General features: G+C 52.5%; 18 protein-coding genes and 1 tRNA gene. 13 read left to right on the forward strand and 6 right to left on the reverse strand.

Going from position 1 to position 19,995, the window contains the following annotated elements:
• The 3 genes from ACT3RR_RS09155 to ACT3RR_RS09165 are packed head-to-tail and all read left to right on the forward strand — an operon-like array spanning position 1 to position 3,273.
• Positions 1-828: a phosphodiesterase gene (locus ACT3RR_RS09155; protein ID WP_034792970.1), complete on the forward strand. Its 828-nt coding sequence runs from the start codon at positions 1-3 to the stop codon at positions 826-828.
• A complete protein-coding gene (locus tag ACT3RR_RS09160; RefSeq protein ID WP_496200149.1) occupies positions 828-1,973 on the forward strand; it encodes an ABC transporter ATP-binding protein in 1,146 nt (381 codons plus the stop codon). Before ACT3RR_RS09155 ends, ACT3RR_RS09160 begins: the two co-directional genes overlap by 1 nt.
• Positions 1,966-3,273: an ABC transporter substrate-binding protein gene (locus tag ACT3RR_RS09165; protein WP_396131501.1), complete on the forward strand. Its 1,308-nt coding sequence runs from the start codon at positions 1,966-1,968 to the stop codon at positions 3,271-3,273. Before ACT3RR_RS09160 ends, ACT3RR_RS09165 begins: the two co-directional genes overlap by 8 nt.
• A gap of 41 nt (positions 3,274-3,314) precedes the next feature.
• On the opposite strand, the gene ACT3RR_RS09170 is transcribed toward ACT3RR_RS09165, so the two are convergent.
• Positions 3,315-3,923, reverse strand: coding sequence for an HD domain-containing protein (locus tag ACT3RR_RS09170; protein WP_485902591.1), 609 nt, complete (start codon positions 3,921-3,923; stop codon positions 3,315-3,317).
• A gap of 325 nt (positions 3,924-4,248) precedes the next feature.
• Between ACT3RR_RS09170 and trhA the strand changes: the two genes are divergently transcribed.
• A complete protein-coding gene (gene trhA / locus ACT3RR_RS09175) occupies positions 4,249-4,893 on the forward strand; it encodes a PAQR family membrane homeostasis protein TrhA (RefSeq protein ID WP_496200150.1) in 645 nt (214 codons plus the stop codon).
• 658 nt (positions 4,894-5,551) lie between these two features.
• Here trhA and ygfZ read toward each other — a convergent pair.
• Positions 5,552-6,544: a tRNA-modifying protein YgfZ gene (gene ygfZ, locus ACT3RR_RS09180; RefSeq protein ID WP_353503325.1), complete on the reverse strand. Its 993-nt coding sequence runs from the start codon at positions 6,542-6,544 to the stop codon at positions 5,552-5,554.
• 279 nt (positions 6,545-6,823) lie between these two features.
• Here ygfZ and sdhE point away from each other — a divergent pair, with 279 nt between their 5' ends.
• Together sdhE and ACT3RR_RS09190 are read left to right on the forward strand one after the other, a co-directional pair.
• On the forward strand, positions 6,824-7,090 hold the full coding sequence (sdhE, locus tag ACT3RR_RS09185; RefSeq protein ID WP_034793525.1) for an FAD assembly factor SdhE: 267 nt from the start codon (positions 6,824-6,826) through the stop codon (positions 7,088-7,090).
• Entirely contained in the window at positions 7,071-7,520 is a 450-nt protein-coding gene (locus tag ACT3RR_RS09190; RefSeq protein ID WP_496200151.1) for a protein YgfX, read from the forward strand. Before sdhE ends, ACT3RR_RS09190 begins: the two co-directional genes overlap by 20 nt.
• Before the next feature lie 70 nt (positions 7,521-7,590).
• Here ACT3RR_RS09190 and fldB read toward each other — a convergent pair whose 3' ends face one another.
• A complete protein-coding gene (gene fldB, locus ACT3RR_RS09195; RefSeq protein ID WP_485903951.1) occupies positions 7,591-8,112 on the reverse strand; it encodes a flavodoxin FldB in 522 nt (173 codons plus the stop codon).
• Between the two features lie 151 nt (positions 8,113-8,263).
• On the opposite strand from fldB, the gene xerD reads away from it, so the two are divergent.
• The 6 genes from xerD to ACT3RR_RS09225 all read left to right on the forward strand — a co-directional run bounded on the left by xerD (position 8,264) and on the right by ACT3RR_RS09225 (position 14,683).
• Positions 8,264-9,169: a site-specific tyrosine recombinase XerD gene (xerD, locus tag ACT3RR_RS09200; protein WP_485903953.1), complete on the forward strand. Its 906-nt coding sequence runs from the start codon at positions 8,264-8,266 to the stop codon at positions 9,167-9,169.
• A gap of 26 nt (positions 9,170-9,195) precedes the next feature.
• Positions 9,196-9,912: a bifunctional protein-disulfide isomerase/oxidoreductase DsbC gene (dsbC, locus tag ACT3RR_RS09205; protein ID WP_353504026.1), complete on the forward strand. Its 717-nt coding sequence runs from the start codon at positions 9,196-9,198 to the stop codon at positions 9,910-9,912.
• Between the two features lie 6 nt (positions 9,913-9,918).
• Positions 9,919-11,652 carry a single-stranded-DNA-specific exonuclease RecJ gene (gene recJ / locus ACT3RR_RS09210; RefSeq protein ID WP_485903955.1) on the forward strand — a complete coding sequence of 578 codons (1,734 nt, stop codon included), beginning with the start codon at positions 9,919-9,921 and terminating at the stop codon, positions 11,650-11,652.
• 151 nt (positions 11,653-11,803) lie between these two features.
• A protein-coding gene (prfB, locus tag ACT3RR_RS09215) for a peptide chain release factor 2 (protein ID WP_100936909.1) occupies positions 11,804-12,902 on the forward strand; the annotation gives its coding sequence in 2 pieces (ribosomal slippage) (positions 11,804-11,878 and positions 11,880-12,902; 1,098 coding nt in all).
• A 9-nt stretch (positions 12,903-12,911) separates the two neighbouring features.
• Positions 12,912-14,456: a lysine--tRNA ligase gene (gene lysS / locus ACT3RR_RS09220; protein ID WP_353503321.1), complete on the forward strand. Its 1,545-nt coding sequence runs from the start codon at positions 12,912-12,914 to the stop codon at positions 14,454-14,456.
• Between the two features lie 153 nt (positions 14,457-14,609).
• A tRNA-Gly gene (locus tag ACT3RR_RS09225) sits at positions 14,610-14,683 on the forward strand.
• 27 nt (positions 14,684-14,710) lie between these two features.
• Here ACT3RR_RS09225 and ACT3RR_RS09230 read toward each other — a convergent pair.
• A complete protein-coding gene (locus tag ACT3RR_RS09230; RefSeq protein ID WP_496200152.1) occupies positions 14,711-15,601 on the reverse strand; it encodes a GNAT family N-acetyltransferase in 891 nt (296 codons plus the stop codon).
• A gap of 562 nt (positions 15,602-16,163) precedes the next feature.
• Here ACT3RR_RS09230 and ACT3RR_RS09235 point away from each other — a divergent pair.
• Positions 16,164-16,493 carry a KPN_00521 family repetitive protein gene (locus ACT3RR_RS09235; RefSeq protein ID WP_034792948.1) on the forward strand — a complete coding sequence of 110 codons (330 nt, stop codon included), beginning with the start codon at positions 16,164-16,166 and terminating at the stop codon, positions 16,491-16,493.
• Between the two features lie 138 nt (positions 16,494-16,631).
• Here the strand turns inward: ACT3RR_RS09235 and fumA are convergent, their stop codons facing one another.
• Both fumA and ACT3RR_RS09245 read right to left on the reverse strand, forming a co-directional pair.
• Entirely contained in the window at positions 16,632-18,281 is a 1,650-nt protein-coding gene (fumA, locus tag ACT3RR_RS09240; RefSeq protein ID WP_353503319.1) for a class I fumarate hydratase FumA, read from the reverse strand.
• Positions 18,282-18,472: 191 nt separating this feature from the next.
• Positions 18,473-19,984, reverse strand: coding sequence for an anion permease (locus ACT3RR_RS09245; RefSeq protein ID WP_496200153.1), 1,512 nt, complete (start codon positions 19,982-19,984; stop codon positions 18,473-18,475).
• Positions 19,985-19,995: the final 11 nt, after the last annotated feature.

Genomic DNA, 19,995 nt, shown 5'->3' on the forward strand with positions numbered 1-19,995 from the left:
ATGTTTCTCGCTCAAATTTCCGATATGCATTTCCGTAGTCAGGGCCGCAAGCTGTATGACTTTATCGACGTCAACGCCTGCAATGCCGAGGTGGTAAACCAGCTAAATGCGCTGGAAGAGCGCCCTGACGCGGTAGTGATCACCGGTGACATCGTCAACTGTGGACTGCCCGCCGAGTATCTGGTGGCGCGCCGCACGCTGCAAAACCTGCATTACCCGCTGTACATCATACCGGGCAACCATGACGACAAAGCGCAGTTCCTCGAAGCACTGCACCCGCTGTGCCCTGAACTGGGCCACGACCCGCAAAACATGCGCTACGCGGTGGACGATTTCGACATGCGTTTGCTGTTTATCGACAGCAGCCTGGCGGGCGAGTCCAAAGGCTTTTTGACACCAGAAACCCTGTCATGGCTGGAAGAGCAGTTGAAAGCAGGCGGCGACAAGCCAACGGCGGTGTTTATGCATCATCCGCCAGTTAAGGTCGGTTCGGCGCAGATGGACTCTATTTCTTGCGAGAACGGCGACGAACTGCTGGCGCTGATTGACCGTTTTCCGTCGCTGTGTCGTGTATTCTGCGGTCACACGCACCGCCTGATTTTCACTCAGTATCGCCAAGCCATCATCACCACTATTCCGGGTACCGTGCATCAAGTGCCTTACTATCACCACAACCCAGCGCCTTTCTATAACCTCGAACCTGCGGCCTGCGTGATGCACCGTCTGGTGGAGAAAACGGGCTTAGTCAGCTACTTGCACCCACTTTCGCAATATCCGGGGCCGTACCTGTATGACGCTACCATCAGCTGCCCGGTGGATGACGAATAATGTCGCGAATTCGTCTTGAGAATATCTGCAAGCAGTTTGAAGGCAGCACGGCGGTGAACAACCTGTCGCTGGAGATCGCCGACGGCGAGTTTCTGGTGCTGGTGGGGCCGTCCGGCTGTGGCAAAAGCACCTTGCTGCGCCTGTTGGCGGGGCTGGAAAACGTCAGTAGTGGGCGAATTTTGCAGGATGGCGAAGACATTACCGCGCGGGAGCCGCGCGAGCGCAACTTCTCGATGATTTTCCAGAACTACGCGCTGTTCCCGCATATGACCGTTGAGCAGAACATCACCTTTGGCATGCGGATGCGCAATGAGCCGAAGTCGCAGCATCGAGCGCGCGTCGATCGCGTGGCTGCGCTGTTGCAGCTTGAGCCGCTGCTGGATCGCAAACCGGGGAAACTTTCCGGCGGCCAGCGCCAGCGCGTGGCAATGGCGCGCGCGATTGTGCGCGATCCCAAGCTGTTTTTGATGGATGAGCCGCTGTCGAACCTTGATGCGCGTCTGCGTACCGAGGTCCGAGATGGCATCATGGCGCTGCATAAGCAGTTGAAAAATAGCACAGTTTACGTGACTCATGACCAGATGGAAGCCATGACTATGGCCGACCGTATCGCGGTGTTGGACAAAGGCCACTTGCAGCAAATCGGCGCGCCGGAAACCCTTTATGCCCAGCCCGCCAATCTGTTTGTTGCCGGATTTATCGGCACGCCGTCGATGAACATCTTCAAACTGCCTTGCCAGCAGGGCGTGGTGCAGTTTGGCGATCACGCTATTGCCTTACCAGAGAGCGAGCACGCGCATGGCTTGAACGAAGTCTATTTGGGCATTCGCCCTGAGCACTTGAGCGACCAGCCGAATGAAGAACGCACTTTAGCCCTTAGCGTCACGCTGAATCATCGTGAGTTGCTGGGTGCTGAGTACCTGTGCCATGCCGACACGGGCTATGGACACATTCGTTATTTATTGAAAAATCAGAATGTTAAAAATCTGCGGCGTATTCAGGCCGAGGGAGAATCCACTTTGGTTATCCCACAACCGGGCGACCGCGTGACCTTGTACTTCTCTTTGCACGACCTTCATCTTTTTTCGGGCCAAAACCAGCAAAATCTTCACCAGGAGATCCAACATGCGTTGCACTATGCCTAAACTCCACGCGCTGACACTCGCCCTCGGGCTGCTGTCGGCTGGCGCGGCGTCAGCAAAACAGAATATCGACTTCATGTTCCCGGCGCCGGTTGACGGCAAGCTGACCATGGAAATGACCCGCGTTATCAAAGAGTTCAACGATTCTCAAACCGATGTCGAAGTGCGCGGTATCTTCACTGGCAACTACGACACCACCAAAGTGAAAGCGGAAGCGGCGGCTAAATCAGGCCAGCCTCCGGCGCTGGTGATTATGTCTGCCAACTTCACGGCGGATTTAGCCATCAAAAATGAAATTCTGCCGATGGACGACCTGTTCAAATACGGCAACCAAAAAGCCACGCCTTTCCTGACTGAAAACTTCTGGCCCGCCATGCGCCAAAACGCGCAGGTTAACGGCGTGACTTATGCGATCCCATTCCACAACTCGACGCCAATTCTCTATTACAACAAAGACTTGTTCGCTAAAGCGGGCATTTCTGCGCCGCCGAAGAACTGGGATGAACTGCTGGAAGATGCCAAAAAGCTGACGGATAAAGCCAAAGGGCAGTGGGGCATTATGTTGCCATCGACCAACGATGACTACGGCGGCTGGATCCTCTCTGCGCTGACCCGGGCCAACGGCGGCCAATACTTCAACGCCGATTATCCGGGCGAGGTGTATTACAACACTGCCTCGACCGTGGGTGCATTACAGTTCTGGCAGAACCTGATTTATCGCGACAACGTGATGCCATCCGGCGTGTTGAACTCCAAGCAGATCAGCGCGGCGTTCTTCTCCGGCAAGCTGGGGATGACCATGCTGAGTACCGGCGCGCTGGGCTTTATGCGGGAAAACACCAAAGATTTCGAGCTGGGCGTTGCGATGATGCCGCAGAAGGTGCGTAATGGCGTAAGCATCGGCGGGGCAAGTCTGGTGAGCTTCAAAGGCATCACTGACGACCAGAAAAAGGCGGCTTATACCTTCCTGCAATATCTGGTTAGCCCGAAAGTGAATGGCGCGTGGAGCCGTTTCACCGGCTATTTCTCGCCGCGTATTGCCTCTTATGATTTGCCGGAAATGAAGGATTATTTGGCGAAAGACCCGCGTGCCGAAATTGCTCTGCAACAGCTGAAATACGCCTATCCGTGGTATTCAACCTATGAGACGGTGGCCGTGCGTCAGGCGATGGAAAACCAGCTCGGGGCCTTGGTCAATGACCAGAAAGTCACGCCACAGGCTGCTGCGGCGGCTGCGCAGGAAAAAGCGGATGCCATCATGAAGCCCTATGTAGACCAGACGGCGCTCAGCGTGCCGAAATAAGTGCTAAACACGCCTCCCTCTTCGCTAGGGAGGCGTAAACATTACTTCAACCAGCCCTGGGCATGAGCATGGTCCAGATGGCCGCGAATGTGTTGCCACAGCTCTGGATTGATGTCGCCAATGAAAGAATTGCGCGCCAGAACCTGCTCCAGACGGATATTGTTCTCCACCCAGCTTTGACCTTTATTGTTCAGGTTCATCACCACCGGCAGAATACGGTCAATCACCAGCGCAAAGCGCGCTTCCGGGGTTTCACCAGCTTCGTACTCATTCCACAAATCAAGGAACTGCTGATCGAGTGGCGCAGGCAGCATGCCGAACAGGCGTTTAGCCGCCAACACTTCTTGGTCATGCACGGCTTCGCGGGCGGCAAGGTCATACACCAGCACGTCGCCGGCGTCGATCTCCACGATGTCGTGTACCAGAGCCATGCGGATCACTTTCTGAATATCGACATCTTTAGGCGCGTAGGGCGCGAGGGACATAGCCGCCACAGCGAAATGCCAGCTGTGCTCTGCTGAGTTTTCCTGACGCTGAGTGCCAAGCACCTTAGTGCGGCGTTGTACGCTTTTCAGTTTGTCGATTTCCATCAGGAACTGAAAAACGTCGGTCATTGAGCCGAAATTCAGCGCGGGAGAAGCTACAGACATAATCAAACCTCAGTCATTGGCAGGGAATTCCCCCCTACGATAATCCGATGAGGCCAAAAAATCATGTCTTTACATAAATCAGCCGAGATTTTTCTCGAATGATAATTCACCGGAATTATTAATAACTTGAACGATTAGAAGGGCTTCAGACTCGGGTTGTTCCGAAATGCTTACCAAGCTAAGAGTATGTTACAACAGTTAATACTAATTTTTGGCTTACACGTGTACACTGGAATTATTCTCAGTTACCCTACTGAGTAGGTAAATTTTTGACCAATTTTTCTTCTCAATCTTTTATCAAAATTACCTCGAGGGTTAGTAATTTATGACTAAATCGTTGCCTCAGGCTTATCCCTGGGCCGAAGAGATAGCCAACAGCCTCAGCCATGGCGTCGGGTTGGTGTTGGGTATCGTAGGACTGGTTTTACTTCTTGTTCAAGCTATGGCGACCAATGCTGGCGTGATAGCAATCACTAGCTATAGCCTCTACGGCGGCAGCATGATCCTGCTGTTTTTGGCTTCCACGCTGTACCATGCCATTCCGCATGAAAAAGCCAAATACTGGCTGAAAAAGCTCGATCACTGCGCCATTTATATCTTAATCGCCGGCACCTATACGCCATTCCTGCTGGTGGGGTTGAACTCGCCGCTGGCAAGAGGCCTGTTGGCGGTCATTTGGGGACTGGCGCTGTTTGGCGTGATTTTTAAAATGGCCTTTGCACATCGGTTTGAAGTGCTGTCGCTGATCACTTATCTCACCATGGGCTGGCTGTCACTGATTGTTATTTATCAGCTGGCGGTACGTCTTTCTGCGGGCGGCGTAGCGCTGCTGGCTATCGGCGGGTTGCTATATACGCTGGGGGTGATTTTCTACGCCTCTAAGCGAATTCGCTTCGGGCATGCTATCTGGCACGGCTTTGTGCTGGGCGGGTGTGCCTGCCATTTCTTCGCGGTTTACTTCTATATCTGATTTACCTTCATCCTTCGCACTGTCTCAGCGTTGGCTGCGGGGATTCACCCTGGTCACTTACCAGTGTAAGCTCCCAGGGATTCATCCCCTTGCCGCCTTGATACAGTGCAAATGATTTAGGTAAATCCAGCGTCTGCTATTGGTGGAGAGAAATCTTTTTCAATTACTTCATTCTTCGCACTGTCTCAGCGTTGGCTGCGTGAACTCACCTTGGTCACTTACCAGTGTAAGCTCCCAAGGATTCATCCCCTTGCCGCCTTGATACAGTGCGAATGATTTAGGTAAATCCAGCGTCTGCTATTGATGGAGAGAGATCTTTTTCAATTACGTCATCCTTCGCACTGTCTCTGCGTTGGCTTCGGGGACTCACCCTGGTCACTTACCAGTGTAAGCTCTCAGGGATTCATCCCCTTGCCGCCTTGATACAGTGTGAATGATTTAGGTAAATCCAGCGTCTGCTATTGAGGGAGAGAAATCCTTTTCAATTACTTCATCCTTCGCACTGTCTCAGCGTTGGCTGCGGGGACTCACCCAGGTCACTTACCAGTGTAAGCTCTCAGGGATTCATCCCCTTGCCGCCTTGATACAGTGCGAATGATATAGGTAAATTCAGCGTCTGCTATTGAGGGAGGAAAATATCTTTCCTCCATTATTTCAATTACTTCTCTTCCACCAACGAATACGGCAGCGGCTGGATGCTCAGCTGGCTTGCGGCGTCGTCGCGTACGCGCAGGTTGGCGTCGGCGTCGAGGTCATTGTTGAGCACGGCTTGTACCCACAGTGAACCGTCGTTGAGCTGGCTGGCGGCCAGAATGGTGCCGGTACGACGCCAGTTCTCACCCAGTTGTAACTCTAAATCATCCCCGGCAGCTGGAACCTTGCTGGCTTTACCCGCCAGCCAGTACAGAGCGCGTTTATTGGCTCCGCGGTATTTGGCGCGCGCCACCATCTCCTGACCGGCGTAGCAGCCTTTACTGAAGCTGATGCCGTCCAGCGCCTGAATATTGGTGGCCTGCGGGATGAATTGCACGGTGTTGACGGTATCAATTACCGGATAACCAGCTTCAATATCCAGCGCCAGCCACTGTTGGCTGTCATTCAACTGGGCCTGATCGCCAATCTCCGTTACCACTTGTTCCGCCTTTTCAGGGCTGGTGACAATCAGATAGCGCTCGGCCGGCAGCGGCAGGTACAGCAGGGTGCTTTCATCTTGCTGAACCACCGGCTGTTCGGCAGTAGGCAAGCTGGAGAATACGCCTTTCAGGGCGGCGTTGGCCTGGAAACCGGCCACGCCCAGCAGCACCACGTCGTCGTCTTCAGTGAACGTCACTTTGGAGAACACTGCGTACTTTTTCATTTCGGTCATCTGCTGGTTACGCAGGTTGCGGCGCTCGATGAAAGCCATGCCGTCCCCGCGCTTGAACAGACGCATATTGCTCCACATTTTGCCTTTCGCATCGCAGTGAGCACACAGGATGTGTTGGTCTGGAGAGAGCGCCTCGACGTCGGCCGTGACCTGACCTTGCAAATATTTCACTGTATCTGCGCCGGTCATGGTGACCATCGCCCAGTCTTCCAGTGAAATTAAAGTCAGCGGCAGATGTGATGAAGCTGAAGGTTTTTGCGGTGGAAACGGAAACTTGTACGCCATGATGCAATCCTAGGCTGAGGTAAATGGACAATTAACTTCATGGTAAAAGAGCTAGCCTGCTTTGCAAACTCAATTTATGCCATTTCCAAGACACCTCGCAGGAGAATGGCGCGTTACATCACCGTTGCTTGTCTTTATGCGAGGCGTGATGGAGATATGAACATTGAGGCATGTAAAGGTTACGCCTGAGGTGTGCAGGCTGGTAGAATCTTCCCAGACCGATAAAATAATCATTAATGTACTCCAATAAAGAGCCAGCCTATGGAAAGCAAAGCCCCACTGGATATTCATAACAAGTCCCGCATTCACTGGGCTTGTCGTCGCGGTATGCGCGAGCTTGATATCTCCATCATGCCTTTTTTTGAATATGAGTATGACAGCCTTGATGATACCGATAAGGCGCTATTTGCCCGTTTGTTGACCTGTGATGACCCGGATTTATTCAACTGGTTGATGAATCACGGCGAACCAAAAGATGCCGAGTTACAACGGATGGTGGCCCTCATTCAGACGCGAAATAAAGACCGTGGCCCTGTGGCAATGTGATTTACGGGTTTCATGGCGATCGCAGCTCATCTCACTGGGGATCCACGGTGCGATAATGTTGCTTATTCTGCTGGCGCCTTGGTCTGCGGGCTATTGGCCAGTGTGGATGACGCTACTGCTGGTGGTCATTTTCGAATGTATTCGCAGCCAGCGGCGCATTACGTCGCGTCACGGTGAGATAAGCCTGCTCAATAACCAGCGGGTTATTTGGCAGCAGCAAGAGTGGGTTATCATCAAACCGGCGTGGATGCTGAAAAGCGGCATGCTTTTGTCATTGCAGCGCGAAAAGCGCAAAGGTGGCTTAAGGCAGGCGATGAAGAGTTCACGGCAGAAGCTGTGGCTTTCATCAGACAGCATGAGTCAGGAAGAGTGGCGGCGTTTGCGCCAGCTATTGCTGAGTGCTCAGCAGCAGGAAAACGGCCAGCAGTAACCCGCTTCGGATGTGCGCAAAGGGTATAGCCCAAGAGGCTCGAGTGCTGAGCCTCCTGTGGCGGGCGGCATTAGCCGAGTAGCGCGTCCATCTCTATCAAGATTTGGTCGCACCAGTCTTGCAGACGTGCTTCACTCAAATCGTACTGGTTGACTTCATCAAGCGCCAGGCCGACGAAGTGCTTGCCGTCGGCACTCAGCGGTTTTGGACTGGTGAATTCAAAACCGTCAATCGGCCAGAAGCCAATAAACTGCACGCCCAGTGGCAGTAAGCGATCATAAAGCATGCCGAGTGCGTCGAGGAACCATTCCCCGTAGCCCAGCTGGTCTCCCATGCCGTACATGGCGATAATTTTTCCGTTGAGATCCAGCGTCGGAAGTTTGTCCCAAATGGCTTCCCAATCTTCCTGTATTTCGCCGAAATCCCACGTCGGAATGCCGAGGATCAGAATGTCATACTCTTCCATTTTGACCGGATCGACATCTTTCAAATTGTGCAAATCGACCAGCTCTTCACCCAGAATTTCGCGAATTTTCTCCGCGGCCATTTCGGTGTAACAGGTGCTTGAGCCGTAAAAAAGACCAATCTTCATGCTTGTTGCCGTAACGTCATAAGAATGTGAATGGCAGATAGTGTAACAGATTTGCTCAGCACTCCGTCACAATGGCAGGCATAATGAGGGCTAATCGCCGGACGCTGAAACCCTCGTTGAGGACGCAGCCGAATGAAATTAAGGAGTCAACGTGCCGAATGCTGACCATGATCAGGCTCTTTGCGAGCAGTTTTTGGATACGCTATGGATAGAGCGTAATCTCGCGGAAAATACGCTGGCGTCTTATCGTCTGGATTTGAAATCCCTGCTCGGCTGGCTGAGTCACCATGAAACCGACCTGACGAACGTGCAGGCTGCCGATCTCCAGGCTTTTCTGGCTGAACGCGTCGAGGGCGGCTATAAGGCCACCAGTTCGGCTCGCCTGCTCAGCGCGATGCGTCGCCTGTTTCAATATATGAACCGCGAATCGCTGCGCTACGATGACCCGACGGCGCTGCTCTCCTCGCCAAAACTGCCTCAGCGTTTGCCAAAGGATCTTAGCGAGGCGCAGGTCGACGCGCTTCTGGCTGCCCCCAACGTTGATATTCCATTGGAGCTGCGCGACAAGGCAATGCTGGAGTTGCTCTATGCCACCGGCCTGCGCGTCTCGGAGCTGGTCGGTTTAACGCTCAGCGATATCAGCCTGCGCCAAGGCGTGGTGCGTGTCATCGGTAAAGGCGACAAAGAGCGGCTGGTGCCGATGGGCGAAGAGGCGGTGTATTGGATTGAAAACTACTTCGAACATGGTCGCCCGTGGATGCTCAACGGGGCTTCGGTAGATGTGGTATTCCCGAGCAACCGCGCGCAGAAAATGACCCGCCAGACTTTCTGGCATCGCATCAAACACTATGCGATCCTTGCGGGTATTGATGCCGAGCGGCTCTCTCCGCACGTCTTACGTCACGCTTTTGCCACCCATTTACTGAACCACGGGGCTGACTTGCGTGTCGTACAAATGCTATTAGGTCACAGCGATCTGTCGACCACTCAAATTTATACCCATGTAGCGACTGAACGACTTAAACAGCTACATCAACAACATCACCCTCGCGGCTAACGCGCGAGGAGATAAAGGACGAAATGATGAAAAAAGGTTTAATGCTGTTAACGTTACTGGCTGCCTGTATTACTGGCGCGGCCCAGGCTGACGATGCGGCAGTCCAGGGAACCCTGAACAAGCTCGGAATGAAAAACGTTGAAGTTCAGCCCTCGCCGGTCGCCGGTTTGAGAGCGGTAACGACTGACAGCGGCGTGATTTATGTCACCGAAGACGGTAAACACGTTCTGCAAGGCCCGATGTTTGATGTCAGTGGCACCCAGCCTGTGAACGTTACTAACCAGATGCTTATCAAAAAGTTAGATTCGCTGAAAAGCGAAATGATCATCTATAAAGCGGCGAAAGAAAAACATGTGATCACGGTGTTTACCGACATTACCTGCGGCTATTGCCACAAGCTGCACCAGCAGATGCAGGACTATAACGATCTCGGCATTACCGTGCGTTATCTGGCTTTCCCTCGTCAGGGTCTGAATTCCAAAGCGGAAAAAGACATGCAGTCCATCTGGTGCACCGGCAACCGCAAACAGTCCTTTGATGCGGCGATGCGTGGCGACGATATTTCTCCAGCGAGCTGTAAAACCGACATCTCCAAACATTTCCAATTGGGCGTTCAGTTCGGCGTATCGGGAACTCCGGCGATTGTGCTTGAAAACGGCATGATGATCCCAGGTTACCAGCCGCCAAAAGAGATGGCCGCCATGCTCGACGCGCAGGAACCTTCACAAAAAACCGGTGGTTGATTTTAAGTGACTTTGCAGACCCAACTTCGTCGTCGTCAGGCAGCTGACGGCGCTAATCTCCCTGCCGAGCTTTCACCTTTACTGCGCCGCTTATACAGCGCGCGCGGTATTAAAGGTGCGCAGGAGCTTGAGCGCAGTGTTAAAGGATTGCTGGGATATCAGCAACTTGATGGCATTGATGCTGCCGTAGAATTATTGCAGAAAGCCCTGCGCGACCGCCTGCGCATTATGGTGGTGGGCGACTTCGACGCCGATGGCGCGACCAGCACCGCGCTAACCGTACTTTCGCTGCGCAGCATGGGATGCAGCGAGATAAAGTATCTGGTGCCTAACCGTTTTGAAGATGGTTACGGGCTTAGCCCTGAGGTGGTTGAACAAGCCGCCGCGCGGGGGGCCGAACTGATTCTGACAGTTGATAACGGCATTTCATCTCACGCGGGCGTCGACTTAGCCCACGAGAAAGGCATTCAAGTGCTGGTCACCGATCACCACTTGCCGGGCGACACCCTGCCTGCCGCTGAAGCCATTATTAACCCCAATCTGCACGGTTGCGAATTCCCCTCCAAATCCTTGGCGGGCGTTGGCGTAGCCTTCTACTTGATGCTGGCCCTTCGCGCCGCGCTCAATAAAAGCGGCTGGTTCGAAGAGCAGGGCCTTACCGCGCCAAATCTTGCCGAATGGTTAGATTTAGTGGCGTTAGGCACCGTGGCTGACGTGGTACCTCTCGATGCCAATAACCGCATTTTGGTTTATCAGGGGCTGAATCGCATTCGCGCAGGTAAGTGCCGTCCAGGCATTCGAGCCTTGTTAGAAGTGGCAAATCGCGAAGCGCGCACGCTGGCGGCCAGTGACCTCGGCTTTGCCCTCGGCCCGCGTTTAAATGCGGCGGGGCGCTTAGATGATATGTCGGTGGGCGTGGCGTTGCTGCTCAGTGATGACATTGCGCAGGCGCGGGCGCTGGCCAGTGATTTAGACGCTTTGAACCAAACCCGTCGAGAAATCGAGCAGGGGATGCAGGTCGAGGCGCTGGCGCTGTGCGACAAGCTGGAAAGCAGCAGCGACGCGCTGCCCTATGGTCTGGCGATGTATCACCCAGAGTGGCATCAGGGCGTGGTGGGCATTTTGGCTTCACGCCTCAAAGAGCGTTTCAATCGGCCGGTCATTGCTTTTGCTCCGGCTGGCGACGGCGTATTGAAAGGCTCCGGCCGTTCCATTGCCGGTTTACATATGCGCGACGCTCTCGAGCGTATTGATACCTTGCATCCGGGTCTCATGATGAAGTTTGGCGGGCACGCAATGGCGGCAGGCTTGTCGCTGGAAGAAGCCAAATTTGATGAGTTCCGCGATCGGTTTGCAGAATTGGTCGGCGAATGGCTGGATCCCTCGCATCTGGAAGGCGTGATTTGGTCTGACGGCGAGCTGGCGGGTCAGGAGCTGACCATTGATACCGCCGAGCTGTTGCGCGACGGCGGCCCTTGGGGACAGTCCTTCCCCGAGCCAACCTTCGACGGGCGTTTCCGCATCTTGCAACAAAAGCTGCTCAAAGAGCGCCATCTAAAACTGATGATTGAGCCTATTGGCGGCGGGCCGCTGCTCGACGGCATTGCGTTCAACATCGATCCGACTTTTTGGCCGGACAGCAGCGTGCGAGAAGTTGAACTGGCCTATCGGCTGGATATTAATGAATATCGCGGAAATCGCAGCGTTCAGCTGATTATTCAGCATTTGTGGCCGAAATAAGCCTTTTCCACCCTCTCGGATAGCCTTGGCGTCGTCTTACAGACGGCGCTAAAAAAACAGCAACTTGCTATAAAAGAGCCGCTAATTCCGCTAGAATCAGCGGTTCGAATGGCATTGGGCCAACTCCGAATCAACGTAAGACGCGAAAATCATGTTTGAAATTAATCCGGTAAAAAACCGAATTCAGGACCTGTCCGAGCGGACAAACGTCCTTAGGGGGTATCTTTGACTATGATGCCAAGAAAGAGCGCCTAGAAGAAGTTAACGCCGAGCTGGAACAGCCGGACGTTTGGAACGAGCCAGAACGCGCACAGGCGCTGGGCAAAGAGCGTTCCGCACTGGAAGCTATCGTTGAAACCATCGACCAGTTAACTCAGGGCCGTGACGATGTGTCAGGCTTGCTGGAACTGGCGGTTGAGGCTGACGACGAAGAGACTTTCCACGAAGCCGTTGAAGAACTCGACCAACTGACCGCGAAGCTGGAGCAGTTGGAATTCCGACGCATGTTCTCCGGTGAATACGACAGCGCAAGCTGCTATCTGGATATCCAAGCCGGTTCCGGCGGTACAGAAGCTCAGGACTGGGCCAGCATGCTGGTGCGTATGTACCTGCGCTGGGCCGAAGCCAAAGGCTTTAAAACTGAGATGATTGAAGAGTCCGACGGCGACGTCGCGGGCCTGAAATCAGCCACCATCAAGATCACCGGTGACTACGCTTTCGGCTGGCTGCGCACTGAAACCGGCGTTCATCGTCTGGTTCGTAAAAGCCCGTTCGATTCCGGCGGCCGTCGTCATACCTCCTTCAGCTCGGCCTTCGTTTACCCAGAAGTGGATGACGATATCGAGATTGAAATTAACCCTGCCGACCTGCGTATCGACGTATACCGCGCGTCAGGTGCGGGTGGTCAGCACGTTAACAAAACGGAATCTGCGGTACGTATTACCCACCTTCCGACCAACATTGTGACCCAATGCCAGAACGACCGTTCTCAGCATAAAAACAAAGATCAGGCCATGAAGCAGATGAAAGCCAAGCTTTATGAGTTTGAGATGCAAAAGAAAAATGCTGATAAACAGCAGATGGAAGACAACAAGTCAGACATCGGCTGGGGCAGCCAGATTCGTTCTTACGTGCTCGATGATGCACGTATCAAAGATCTGCGCACTGGCGTTGAGACACGAAACACGCAGGCCGTTTTGGATGGCGACCTGGATAAATTCATTGAAGCAAGTTTGAAAGCCGGGTTATGAGGAACCAAAATGTCTGAGCAACAACCGTCCGCTGAACAGCAATCAAAAGCGCAGGGCGCTGAGCAAGTACCAGATCTAAACAACGAGCTGAAGGCACGTCGTGAGAAGCTGGCTGCACTGCGTGAAACCGGCATCGCTTTCCCGAACGATTTCCGTCGTGACAGCATTTCTGACGAAATCCACGCTAAATACGATAGCAAAGAGAACGAAGAGCTGGAAGATTTAGGCGTTGAAGTGACCGTCGCTGGCCGCATGATGACGCGTCGTATTATGGGTAAAGCCTCTTTCGTTACCTTGCAGGATGTGGGCGGTCGTATTCAGCTTTACGTTGCTCGCGATGATCTGGCTGAAGGCATTTATAACGAACAATTCAAGAAGTGGGACTTGGGCGATATCCTGGGTGCTCGCGGTAAGTTGTTCAAAACTAAGACCGGTGAGTTGTCTATCCACTGTTCTGAACTGCGTCTGTTGACCAAAGCGCTGCGTCCGTTGCCGGACAAGTTCCACGGTCTGGCGGATCAGGAAACGCGTTACCGTCAGCGTTACCTCGACCTGATTGCTAATGACGAATCGCGCAAAACCTTCAAAGTGCGTTCACAAATCATGGCTGCGATCCGTACCTTTATGGTCAATCAGGGCTTTATGGAAGTAGAAACGCCTATGATGCAAGTGATCCCTGGCGGCGCTGCGGCTCGTCCGTTCATCACTCACCATAACGCGCTTGATATCGACATGTACCTGCGTATCGCGCCGGAACTGTACCTGAAGCGTTTAGTGGTTGGCGGCTTTGATCGCGTATTTGAGATCAACCGTAACTTCCGTAACGAAGGCGTTTCTCCGCGTCATAACCCAGAGTTCACTATGATGGAACTCTATATGGCGTACGCGGATTACAAAGACCTGATCATCCTGACCGAGAGCCTGTTCCGTACGCTGGCTGAGCAAGTCAACGACGGCAACCCGCAGATCGTTTATGGCGACCAGACCTTCGACTTCGGCAAGCCTTTTGCCAAGCTGACGATGAAAGAAGCCATCTGCAAATACCGTCCTGAAACCAACGTGGCTGATCTCGACGATATGGCGAAAGCCACGGCGATCGCTGAATCCATCGGTATCAAGATTGAGAAGAACTGGGGCCTTGGCCGCATCGTGACTGAGATCTTCGAAGAAACTGCCGAAGCGCAGCTGATCCAGCCGACCTTCATCACCGAATACCCAGCAGAGGTTTCTCCGCTGGCGCGCCGTAACGACGAGAACCCAGAAGTGACAGATCGCTTCGAGTTCTTCATCGGCGGTCGTGAAATCGGTAACGGCTTCTCCGAGCTGAACGATGCAGAAGATCAGGCACAGCGTTTCGCCGATCAGGTTGCAGCGAAAGACGCAGGCGACGACGAAGCGATGTTTTACGACGAAGACTACGTCACCGCGCTGGAGCACGGTCTACCGCCGACGGCTGGTTTGGGTATCGGTATCGACCGTATGGTTATGCTGTTCACCAACAGCCATACCATCCGCGACGTTATTCTGTTCCCGGCGCTGCGCCCAACGAAATAAGTTCGCATCGGCGAGTGTGATAAAAGGGAGCTTCGGCTCCCTTTTTCATGCCCGAAGCAGTCCGCAAGGCTAATTGCTTAAATCTCAAGCGCATATCGCAAAACACGCCTTGCTCGCCGCACGTAACGGGTTATAATGCCCACGCACACCAAAGCGGGTGTAGTTCAATGGTAGAACGGTAGCTTCCCAAGCTGCATACGAGGGTTCGATTCCCTTCACCCGCTCCAAGTACTCTCTTTTATCCCTCTCGCCTTTCACAACGTTCGATAAAGCGTATGGCAATGTGCCCACCTCTTTTTGTACTCCATTGTGGGTTTGCCGAGATTCACTCGCATCGCTTTTTGCGCAGTCTGCGCCACAGTCTTGGCCTCTTGGATATTCAGCCACATGAGTATGCTGCCCAGGCTGAGGTGTTTGTATTTAGGATCCAGCCCGCCATTCACAACATCAAAATATAACCATTCGGGGGAGTCGGTTTTAACAATATAATCAATGGCGCACGGCTGGTTATCAATCAGCAGGACGTGCCCAAAAAGCATTTTCTGAAATCTATTTGAAAATGATTTGAGAGAGTTAAAATAATCATCTCTAAAGCTTTTCCCCCATCGCATAGCGAAGAGTTTCTTATAAATATGACAGATTTCATCGGGTGTGAAATCTTTTATGGAGCGAATTTCCCCGCCACTACGTTGAAAACTATGTATTTCATTTCTTCTGTTCTTTTGCGTCTTTGAACAGAATTTATCTTTTACCAGGCAAACGCTGCGTTTATTAAAAACGTTAGGCAGCAAATTGATAATATTTTCTTTATTAACGTCAGAGATGATTTTCGATTTGAAAGGTAAGATAAACCGCGAACTCGGTTTGGCAGGAAAAATCGTCTCATCGAAGTTAACATGCTGGTGTGATGATGCGGTTGGCGGCTGGCACAGGTCCATGTTGTCGTTAGTAAAGATGGCAGCGACCTTCTCGCCGTGTTCCTGTTTAGCAAAATAGCGCAGTTTATGGCGGTTTTCCGAATTAATGAAATCAATAATCTCTGGATGAGTATTACTACTGCCACCATAGAGCATATAGATATTGGCATAATCAGAAGCTGTACATTCTTTCCATCCACAAACGGATAATAATGATTCCCTGAGCATATATTCATTCCTTGAATAATGATTTTTAATATTATTTATATTTTATATGTATTTTGATGGCTATGATTTTATCTATTCGTCGAGTACTCCTTGCGCTAAAAGGTTGGGTTATTCCTAATTGGTTATAGAGTGAGAGAGTATAATCCTGCGAAACTAAATTAAAGGTAAATGAAATAGCGAGTATTTATCTCAGATGAATAAAGGGTAAATAAATCATTGGTATGAGTTTTTTTGTTTTTTTTTTTTTGGTTTTACTTAATCGTTTAGTTATTAAAACTAAAAGTTATTTAGCGATTCTCTTACTTAAAGAGGGGAGATATCCATTTATCTAGTATTCAGCACTTCACTTTCCCAATCGCAAAAAAGAACGCTATAGCCGTTTACGCTTTAACGCCGGGCGAAGGCCAAACTTTCTTTTCATAAAAATGATGGAGTTACTCTTTAGATGCTGCAAAAGTTATCCAAGGGAGAACTTTAGGCCTATTCTTACAGCGTATGCGGTAAAACGGGTTCATGCTGTTATCAGGTTGAAATAAACGTATCTGTCCAATGAGGGAGTATTATGAAAAAGGCAATTATTGCTCTGTCCGCGATTTTACTGGCTTCACCTGTGTTTGCTGCCGATACCGTCAGCCACGCAACTGATGAGACTGTCGCTGAAGCGCACAAAGGTGCAGATACCGCTAAAGAAAAACTGCACAAAGAGCAGAATAAAGGCGAAGAGCAAAAGCAGAAAGCTAAGCACGCCGCTGAAGGTAAGCGCGACTCTACCACCAGCAAAGTGTCAGAAGGCACTAAAAAAGGCTGGGATAAAACCAAAGAAGGTTCGGAAAAAGCCTGGGACAAAACCAAGCAGGGTAGCGAAGACCTGAAGAATAAAGTCACTAACTAATCGACTTATTCTCCACACTGAAGGCCGGTTATCCGGCCTTTTTTTATGGGCGTGGCGCTTGAATTTTCTTGCTGCAGACCATAAAAAAGCCCGCCATGTTCGGCGGGCTTTTTGCATTTCAGCTTCTCGCTAGCGAGCTTATTTCACAACGCACTTGGCGCACTGGTTGATGCGGATTTGCTCGAAGAAGTCGTTACCTTTGTCATCCACCAGAATGAACGCCGGGAAGTTTTCCACTTCGATTTTCCAGATAGCTTCCATCCCCAGTTCAGGGTACTCGACGCATTCGAGGCTCTTAATGCTTTGCTGAGCCAGCACTGCCGCCGGGCCGCCGATGCTGCCGAGGTAGAAACCACCGTGCTTGTGGCAGGCGTCGGTCACTTGCTGGCTACGGTTGCCTTTCGCCAGCATGATCATGCTACCGCCGTTGGATTGCAGCAGGTCCACGTAGGAGTCCATGCGGCCTGCGGTGGTTGGGCCGAGGGAGCCGGAAGCATAACCTTCAGGGGTTTTGGCCGGACCCGCGTAGTAAATCGGGTGATCCTTAACATACTGTGGCAGGCCTTCGCCGTTATCCAGACGCTCTTTCAGCTTGGCGTGCGCAATGTCGCGGCCAACGATGATGGTGCCGCTCAGAGAGAGGCGAGTTGAGACCGGATACTCAGACAACTGCGCGAGGATCTCTTTCATCGGACGGTTCAGGTCAACTTCAACCACACCGGTTTCACCCTGCTGGCGCAAGGCTTCAGGGATGTATTTGCCCGGATTGTCTTCCAGTTTCTCAATCCAGATACCGTCACGGTTGATTTTAGCTTTGATGTTACGGTCGGCGGAGCAGGAAACGCCCATGCCGACTGGGCAAGATGCGCCGTGGCGTGGCAGACGAACCACGCGGATATCGTGCGCGAAGTATTTGCCGCCGAACTGTGCGCCGAGGCCGAGATTATTGGCTTCCACCAGCAGCTCTTTTTCCAGCTGTACGTCGCGGAACGCCTGACCGTGCTCATTACCTTCGGTCGGTAGACCGTCGTAATAGTGGGTAGAGGCCAGTTTAACGGTTTTCAGCGTGGCTTCTGCTGACGTCCCGCCAATCACGAAGGCGATATGGTACGGCGGGCAGGCAGCCGTTCCCAAAGTACGCATTTTATCGACCAGATAATCTTTCAGCTTGGCCGGAGTGATCAGCGCCTTAGTTTCTTGATACAGATAGGTTTTGTTCGCCGAGCCGCCGCCTTTGGCGACGCAGAGGAATTTGTATTCGTCGCCATCTACGCTGTAGAGGTCGATCTGCGCTGGCAGGTTGGTGCCAGTGTTCACCTCTTTATACATATCCAGCGGGGCGTTTTGCGAGTAGCGCAGGTTATCTTCGATAAAGGTGTTGTACACGCCTTTGGAAAGCGCGGCTTCGTCGCCACCGCCGGTCCAGACGCGTTGACCTTTTTTACCCATGATGATCGCCGTGCCGGTGTCCTGACAGGTTGGCAACACGCCTTTGGCGGCGATTTCGGAGTTTCTGAGGAATTGCAGCGCGACGTAACGGTCGTTCTCGCTGGCTTCCGGGTCATCAAGAATGGCCGCCACTTGTTTCTGGTGAGCCGGGCGCAGCATGAAAGAGGCGTCGTGGAAGGCTTGCTGTGCCAGCAAAGTCAGACCTTCTGGCGCGACTTTCAGCACTTCTTCGCCATCAAACTGGCTAACGGAAACGTGGTCACGGGTTAACAGATAATATTCGGTGTCCTCTTTGGCGAGAGGGAATGGATCTTGATAATGGAAAGTTTTATTCGACATTGTTTTCTCACTTAATCCGTTATTGCCGCCATGGGTACAGCGATTTCCTGGAGTGATCTTCGGGTAGATCGGGGGCGACGTTTTTATTCGTGTGTATGTTGCCAGCCAAGGTGATTGGCTGGCAACAGGCTGGGGATGTTTTATTTGAGTAAAAGCTCTGTTAATGGCTTGAGTGTCAAATTAATCCTCCTTTAGAACAGCATGGCCATCCAAGGGTAGCCGATAAACAGCAGGGCGGCTAAGAACAGTGCGCCGAAGATGGTGCCTAGGCGCCAGTAGTCTTTGGTTGGCAGATAACCGCTGCCGTAGTAAATCGGGCTTGGGCCAGTACCGTATGGAGTAATGATCCCCATCACACCCAGAGACGTCACCATCAGCAGGCAGAAGACTTGCAGGTTGATGCCTGGAATAGCGGCACCGATGGTCAGCATCGCAGGCAGCAGCGCCGTGGTGTGCGCGGTGGTGCTGGCAAACAGGTAGTGCAGCAGGTAGAACGCCAGCAGCAGCACGATGGTCGCTGTTCCCGGAGAGATGCCGCCCATCATCACCGCGCCTTCTTTACCTAACCAAGAGATAAAGCCGGTGCGAGATAAGCCGTCGGCCAGAGCCACCAATGTGGCGAACCACGCGAAGGTGTTCCACGCCGGTTTGTTGCTGGTGATGTCGTTCCAGTTCAATACGCCGGTCCACAGCATCAGCACCACTACCAACAGGGCAGCCATCGCAGGTTCAATGAAGCTGGCGGCGAAAATCCACATCATCAGGGCGCAGCATACAAAGACCAGCAGCAGGATTTCATGACGGGACATTTTGCCCAGTTTGGCCAGCTCGGCGGTGGCCCAGCGCGGCACTTCATCATTCACTTTGACTTCCGGCGGGTAGAGCCAGTAAGCCAGCAGCGGCATGGTCAGCAGTAACAACAGACCCACTGGCAGGAAGGCGAAGAACCACATTCCCCAAGAGATATTGATGCCGGTGATGCTGTTAACGATGCCCAGTGCCAGCAAGTTAGGTGCCAGCGCGGAGAGGAACATGGAGCTGGTGATACAGGCTGCGGTGATAGCGACCCACATCAGATAAGAGCCGATTTTACGCGCACTTGGGTCATTCGGTTTTGAACCGTACAGCGGCGGTAAGTTAGCAATGATTGGGTAAATAGTCCCGCCGCTGCGCGCCGTGTTTGACGGAGTGAAAGGCGCCAGAAGCAGATCCGCGAAGGCGATGGCGTAACCCAGCGTCAGGCTGCGGCGGCCAAGATATTTCACCAGAATCAGTGCCAGACGGCGACCGAACTGGGTTTTATCGTAGCCCGCGGCAAACATGAATGCGCCGAAGATAAGCCACACGGTGGAGTTGCCGAAGCCGCTCACTGCCCATTTAAAGGACTGCGCCGCCATTTTGAATTTCGGGTCAGCCAGCTCAGCCGGGCTAAACAGCAGCCACTGGCTGAACAGCGCAATCACCACCACGCCGGTCAGGCCAATCACCGCGCCAGGCAGAGGCTCAAAAATCAGACCGACAATGACACCGACGAACACGGCGAAGAAGTGCCATGCGTGAGGCTGCAAGCCTTCAGGGACTGGGATAAACAACAGAATTACGGTTACCAGAATGGGCATAAGCATCATCATCAGGCGGTTTTTTTTACCGCCTGAAACTTTGCTAACCGGAGGTGTCACCATCGTTTTAGAGATATCAGTCATAGGTTTGACCT

Origin of the sequence: Ewingella sp. AOP8-B2-18 (assembly GCF_052376015.1) — a bacterium.
In the GTDB taxonomy this organism is placed as follows: domain Bacteria; phylum Pseudomonadota; class Gammaproteobacteria; order Enterobacterales; family Enterobacteriaceae; genus Ewingella; species Ewingella allii.